8 protein-coding genes are annotated in these 6,040 nt (G+C 66.3%); all 8 read right to left on the bottom strand.

The window, feature by feature from the left end; genetic code table 11:
- Positions 1 to 434, bottom strand: a 434-nt coding sequence (locus VF643_RS15310) for a heme-dependent oxidative N-demethylase subunit alpha family protein (protein WP_331044256.1), incomplete at its 3' end; no start/stop codon positions are given.
- Complete coding sequence (scpA, locus tag VF643_RS15305; RefSeq protein WP_331044255.1) at positions 431 to 2,779, bottom strand: methylmalonyl-CoA mutase; 2,349 nt, start codon at positions 2,777 to 2,779, stop codon at positions 431 to 433. The genes VF643_RS15310 and scpA, both read right to left, overlap by 4 nt.
- Positions 2,779 to 3,561, bottom strand: a complete 783-nt coding sequence (locus VF643_RS15300) for an enoyl-CoA hydratase-related protein (RefSeq protein ID WP_331044254.1) — start codon at positions 3,559 to 3,561, stop codon at positions 2,779 to 2,781. The genes scpA and VF643_RS15300 overlap by 1 nt, the downstream gene beginning before the upstream one ends.
- A complete protein-coding gene (locus VF643_RS15295) occupies positions 3,558 to 3,842 on the bottom strand; it encodes a type II toxin-antitoxin system RelE/ParE family toxin (RefSeq protein WP_331044253.1) in 285 nt (94 codons plus the stop codon). Before VF643_RS15295 ends, VF643_RS15300 begins: the two co-directional genes overlap by 4 nt.
- The gene (locus VF643_RS15290; protein WP_331044252.1) at positions 3,839 to 4,114 is read right to left on the bottom strand and encodes a hypothetical protein; all 276 of its coding nucleotides are present in this window, start codon (positions 4,112 to 4,114) and stop codon (positions 3,839 to 3,841) included. The genes VF643_RS15295 and VF643_RS15290 overlap by 4 nt, the downstream gene beginning before the upstream one ends.
- Positions 4,115 to 4,146: 32 nt before the next feature.
- Positions 4,147 to 4,569 carry a methylmalonyl-CoA epimerase gene (gene mce, locus VF643_RS15285; protein ID WP_331044251.1) on the bottom strand — a complete coding sequence of 141 codons (423 nt, stop codon included), beginning with the start codon at positions 4,567 to 4,569 and terminating at the stop codon, positions 4,147 to 4,149.
- Positions 4,566 to 4,922: a contact-dependent growth inhibition system immunity protein gene (locus VF643_RS15280; RefSeq protein WP_331044250.1), complete on the bottom strand. Its 357-nt coding sequence runs from the start codon at positions 4,920 to 4,922 to the stop codon at positions 4,566 to 4,568. The genes mce and VF643_RS15280 overlap by 4 nt, the downstream gene beginning before the upstream one ends.
- On the bottom strand, positions 4,919 to 6,040 hold a 1,122-nt coding region (locus tag VF643_RS15275; RefSeq protein ID WP_331044249.1), incomplete at its 5' end, for an acyl-CoA carboxylase subunit beta. The genes VF643_RS15275 and VF643_RS15280, both read right to left, overlap by 4 nt.

Genomic DNA, 6,040 nt, shown 5'->3' with positions numbered 1-6,040 from the left:
GCCAGCACATGATCCACCCCTTGCGCCAATTGCTCCGCATAGCCGTGGATCGGCGCGTGGATGGCGGTGACGGGCAAGCCGATCTTCTCGCCCAGATGCCAGTCGGTCGGAAACGCCAGCGCACCCGCTGTCAGGACATAGACGCCGTCCGCGCCGATCGGCTGGAGGATGCACAAATCCTCCCACACCGCCTTTGCCGCCTCGCCCAGCCCACCGGCCACGCCGATCAGCGCCGCTATTTCCTGCGCGGCGTGGGCCGCTTGCGGCAGCACGACGACGCTGTCGGGATGCGTCGCAAAGGCCGCCACGCGCGCGCCGAGATCGGGCGCCGGGAACAGCCAATCCGCCTCCGCAACCCGCGATAATCCCATGCGCAAGGCCCCGCCGCTGCGGCCGGCCGGCACCAGCGTCTCGACGGAGAAGCCCAGGCTCATTCGGCCGCATCCTGTTCGGGCGGCATGTTGTGCCCTAGCAGCCGCAGCACATCCTCCGCCGCCTGGATCAGGTTGGTGCCGGGTCCGAAGATCGCCTGCACCCCGGCATCGCGCAGCGCCTGATAATCCTGGGCCGGGATCACCCCGCCTGCGATCACCTTGATGTCCGCACGTCCGGCGTCGCGCAAATGCCCGATCAATTCGGGGATGAGCGTCTTGTGCCCCGCCGCCAGGCTCGACGCGCCGACGATGTCGACGTCCTTCTCGAGCGCCAGCGCCGCGACCTCGCCCGGCGTCTGGAACAGCGCACCCGGCACGATGTCGAAGCCCAGGTCGCCGAACATGCTGCTGACCAGGTTCGCGCCCCGGTCGTGCCCGTCCTGCCCCATCTTGGCGACCAGCATCCGCGGGCGGCGCCCCAGCCGCCGCCCGGTCGCCGCGACGCCATCGGTCAGCCGCGCCCAGCGCGCGTCGTCGGCATAGGCGCCGCCGTAAATGCCGCTGACCGGCGCCGGCTGCGTGCCGTAGCGGCCGAACACATCCTCCATCGCCTGGCTGATCTCGCCGAGCGTGGCGCGGTGACGGGCGCAGTCGATGGCAAGCGCGAGGAGATTGGTTTCTTTATTTCCTCCCCAGCATGGGGAGGTGGCAGCCGCAGGCTGACGGAGGGGAACCTCCGCGAGCGCTGCCGCTTGTGGCAGGCCCCCTCCACCATGCTGCGCATGGTTCCCCTCCCCGTGCCGGGGAGGAATTCGTGCCCCCTCGCGCAGCGCATCCAGCGCAGCCTTGCACTTCGCCTCGTCACGGTCGTTGCGCATCCTGGCCAGCCGCGCGACCTGCGCCTCGCGCACCGCGACGTTATCGACGTCCAGAATGTCGATCGGATCTTGCTCGGCCAGCGTATAGCGGTTGACCCCGACGATCACGTCCTCGCCGCGATCGACCCGTGCCTGGCGCGCGGCAGCGGCTTCCTCGATCATCGCCTTGGGCCATCCCGCGGCCACCGCTTTTGCCATGCCGCCCTCGGCCTCGACGCGTTCGATGATCGCCCAGGCCTCCTCGACCAGGCTCTGCGTCAGGCTCTCGACATAATAACTGCCGCCCAGCGGATCGACGACCTTGGTGATCCCCGCCTCTTCCTGGAGCACCAGCTGGGTGTTGCGCGCGATGCGGGCGGAGAAGTCGGTCGGCAGCGCGATCGCCTCGTCCAGCGCATTGGTGTGGAGCGACTGCGTGCCGCCCAATGCCGCCGCCAGCGCCTCGATCGTCGTGCGGATGACGTTGTTATAGGGGTCTTGCTCGGCCAGCGACACGCCGCTCGTCTGGCAATGCGTGCGCAGCATCTTCGACCGCTCGTCCTTGGCCCCCAATTCGGTCGTCACCCGGTGCCACAGGGTGCGTGCCGCGCGCAGCTTGGCGACCTCCATGAAGAAGTTCATGCCGATCGCGAAGAAGAAGCTCAGCCGCCCGGCGAACGCGTCGATATCGAGTCCGGCCGCCATCGCCGCGCGCGCATATTCGCGGCCATCGGCGATGGTGAACGCCAGTTCCTGGACCTGCGTCGCCCCGGCTTCCTGCATGTGATAGCCGCTGATCGAGATGCTGTTGAACTTGGGCATCTCGGCGGAGGTATACGCGATGATGTCCGCGACGATCCGCATGCTCGGCTCGGGCGGATAGATATAGGTGTTGCGGACCATGAACTCCTTGAGGATATCGTTCTGGATGGTCCCGTCGAGCAGATGCCGCGGCACGCCCTGTTCCTCGCCCGCGACGATGAAGAAGGCCAGGATCGGGATCACCGCGCCGTTCATCGTCATGCTGACGCTCATCTGGTCGAGCGGGATGCCGTCGAACAGGATCTTCATATCCTCGACGCTGTCGATCGCGACCCCGGCCTTGCCGACATCGCCCGCCACCCGCGGATGATCGCTGTCATAGCCGCGGTGGGTGGCGAGATCGAACGCGACTGACAGCCCCTTCTGCCCCGCCGCCAGATTGCGCCGGTAAAAGGCGTTGGACGCCTCCGCGGTCGAAAAGCCCGCATATTGCCGGATCGTCCACGGCCGCCCCGCATACATCGACGCACGCACCCCGCGGGTGAACGGCGCGAAACCGGGCAGACCGGGATCGGTGGTCACGTCATCGGCGGTGTACAGCGGCTTGACCGCGATCCCCTCGGGCGTGGCCCAGATCAGATCGGCACCCTTGGTCTCCTTGGCCGCGGCGCGCTCCCAATCGGCCAGCACCGGCCGGGCGACCGGCTCGGGCTGCGGCTGGGGTTGCGGCGGCGCTGGGGGCGCGGCGCCGGCATCCTCGCCGGTGTTGATCTCGATCTCGGCCATCAGGCGCCCCGGAACTGCGCTTTACGCTTCTGGAGGAAAGCCATGCCGCCTTCCATGGAATCCGCGCTGCCGCGTGCGGTGCGCTGGTTCTCCGCCTCGGCGGCCATCGCGCTGGCGTAATCGCTCTCCAGCGCATCGTGCAGCCCGCGGCGCATCAGCCCCAGCGCGATCGTCGGCCCCGCCGCCAGCCGCTCGGCCAGCGCGAAGGCGGTCGCATCCAGCGCCTCGTCGAGCACGACCTCATGGATCATCCCCCATTCCAGCGCCTTGGCGGCGGGCACCCGCTCGCCCAGCATCATCATCGCGGTGGCGCGCGCGCGCCCGATCAGCCGCGGCAGCATCCACGACGCGCCGCCATCGGGCACCAGCCCGATGTTGACGAACGCCTGGAGGAAATAGGCGGTCTGGCTCGCAATGCAGAAATCCGCCGCCAGCGCCAGGCTGCACCCGATCCCCGCCGCCGGCCCACGCACCGCGCTGACGACTGGCACATCGAGGCTTGCGAGTGCCAGCAGCGCGGGATTGTAGCTGCCGGTCAGCGCCGCATAGGTCGCCTCCCCCGGATTGTCGCTGCCCAGCGCTCCGCCACCGACATCCGCCCCCGAACAGAACGCTCGCCCCGCCCCCGCGAACAGCACCGCGCGGGCGCCGTCCAGACGCCCAAGCGCCGCAGTGATCTCCTCGAACATCGCCGGCGGCGCGGCGTTGAGGCGATCGGGCCGGTTGAGCATGACGACGAGGACATCGCCGCGGCGTTCGGTGAGGATGTGGTCGTAGGTCATGGTCCCTCGCGATTCTGCCGCGTGCTCCAGAGGCGGAGGATGCGGACGGCGTTCTCTTCTGGGGCGATGCGGTAGATAACCCGAAGCTGGATGTCGGGGATCGACAACTCGCGCCGGCCCTCTGCAATGGGACGCCCCTGACGAGGCACCCCGCGGAGCGATTCCAACCGCTGGTGCAGCCTCGCCTCGACCTTGTCCGCTCCAACCACCGATTGCTCGGCCAGGAACATCCAGATGCGGTCCCGGTCGACCTCCGCGACCGGCGTCCAGACGATCTTCAACGCTCGAAATAGCCGGGCGGCGGGGTGATGCCCTTCTCCACGAACCAGCGCCGCTTCATCTCCTTCGACCGTGCGACGACCTCCTCATGCGGATGCCACTCACCGCGATCGATCTGCCGTTCGGCTTCCTGGAGCCCGGCCTGGAATTCGGGATCGGCCCACATCCGCACGCTGGCCGTTTCCTCCTCGGACGACCAGATCTGCTCGCCATTCGCGTCGAGGGGACCGATGTCGTCGTCGGCGACGGGTGGTAGCTGAAGCGGCTTGTTCATGCGGCAACCCTAATCCTTTCGCATAGCAGACGCTACGCGTGCGACCCACGCGGGGCCTCCATAAGCTCGATCAGCACTCCGCCGAAATCCTTCGGGTGAACGAACACGATTGGCGTCCCATGCGCACCGATCCGCGGGCTTCCGAGCACCGTCGCACCCTTGGCCGTCAGATCGGCAACCGCGGCGTGGATGTCAGGCACCTCGAAGCACACATGATGCTGCCCCCCCGCCGGGTTCTTGTGCAGGAACCCCGCGATCGGCGAGGTGTCGTCATACGGCTCGATCAGTTCGATCTGCGTATTCGGCGAATCAATGAAGCACACGCGGACCCCCTGTGCGGGCAAGTCAAACGGTTCGCCAATCGCGTCCGCGCCGAGCAGCGTGCGATACGTGTCCACTGACTTCTCGATCGACGGTGTCGCGACGCCAACGTGGTTGATGCGACCGAGGGTCATGGCTTCCACTCCTTGCTTGTCTCGGCTCGCACTTGCTCGATCAGCTTGTCGTAAAACAAGTTCATGAAAGAACGGGCATCTTTCGCTTTTTTGAACAACACGTCGGCACCAAGCACGGCAAGGCTCGCCCGGAGGTCTGTCCCGGTTCCTTCAACTAGCTGCAAATCTCTCCATTCCCTTAAAACGGACTGACGGTAAGCAAGCGTTCCATCACGAACCGCGCTCTCGAATGCTCCTTCCAGCGAGCCGTAGAGAAGATCGAAATCCTGGTTGAAGTAGCAACCGATCAGATTGGACAGATTTGGCCAACGCTCTTCGACCAGTTTACGAGCCTCATAGCCGCGCCTGCTCATAGAGGAATATTGTCATGCTTCTTCCACGGGTTTTCCAGCACCTTCCCCCGCAGCTTGCGTAAGCCAAGCGCAATCCGTCGGCGCGTCGAGTGCGGCTGGATCACCTCGTCGATGAAGCCCATGGTCGCCGCCACGAACGGGTTGGCGAAGCGCGCCTCATATTCCGCGGTGCGTTCGGCGATCTCTTGCGGTGTCTTGCCGCGGAAGATGATCTCTACCGCGCCCTTGGCTCCCATCACCGCGATCTCGGCGGTGGGCCAGGCGTAGTTCAAATCGCCGCGCAGATGCTTGGACGCCATCACGTCATACGCGCCGCCGTAAGCCTTGCGGGTGATGACGGTGATCTTGGGCACCGTCGCTTCGCCGTAAGCGAACAACAGCTTGGCGCCGTGTTTGATGATCCCGCCCAGTTCCTGCGCGGTGCCGGGCAGGAACCCGGGCACGTCGACGCAGGTCACGATCGGGATGTCGAACGCGTCGCAGAACCGCACGAACCGCGCCGCTTTCTTAGACGAGTTGATGTCCAGCACCCCCGCGAGCACCATCGGCTGGTTCGCCACGAAGCCCACCGTGCGCCCCTCGACCCGGCCGAAGCCGGTGATGATGTTCGCCGCATGCGCCGGCTGCGTCTCGAAGAAATCGCCTTCGTCGACCACTTTGCGGATCAGCTCGTGCATGTCGTACGGCTGGTTGGCATTGGCCGGGATCAGCGTGTCCAGCGAATCCTCGATCCGGTCCCACGCATCCGCGGTCGGCCGTTCGGGCACCCCGGTGCGGTTCGACGCCGGCAGGAAATCGATGAAGTCGCGCGCCGCCAGCAGCGCTTCGATATCGTTCTCGAACGCATTGTCCGCCACGCTGGTTTTCGTGGTGTGGGTCACCGCCCCGCCCAGCGCCTCTTGGCTCACCACTTCGTTGGTCACCGTCTTGACCACGTCGGGGCCGGTGACGAACATATAGCTCGAATCCTTCACCATGAAGATGAAGTCGGTCATCGCCGGCGAATACACCGCACCACCCGCGCACGGCCCCATGATGAGCGACAGCTGCGGCACGACCCCGCTGGCCAGCACGTTGCGCTGGAACACCTCGGCATAGCCGCCCAGCGACGCCACGCC

This window comes from Sphingomonas sp. (assembly GCF_036387595.1).
Lineage (GTDB): Bacteria > Pseudomonadota > Alphaproteobacteria > Sphingomonadales > Sphingomonadaceae > Sphingomonas.
The sequence above is the reverse complement of the archived record's forward strand: the minus strand, read 5'-3'. Positions and strand labels throughout refer to the sequence as shown.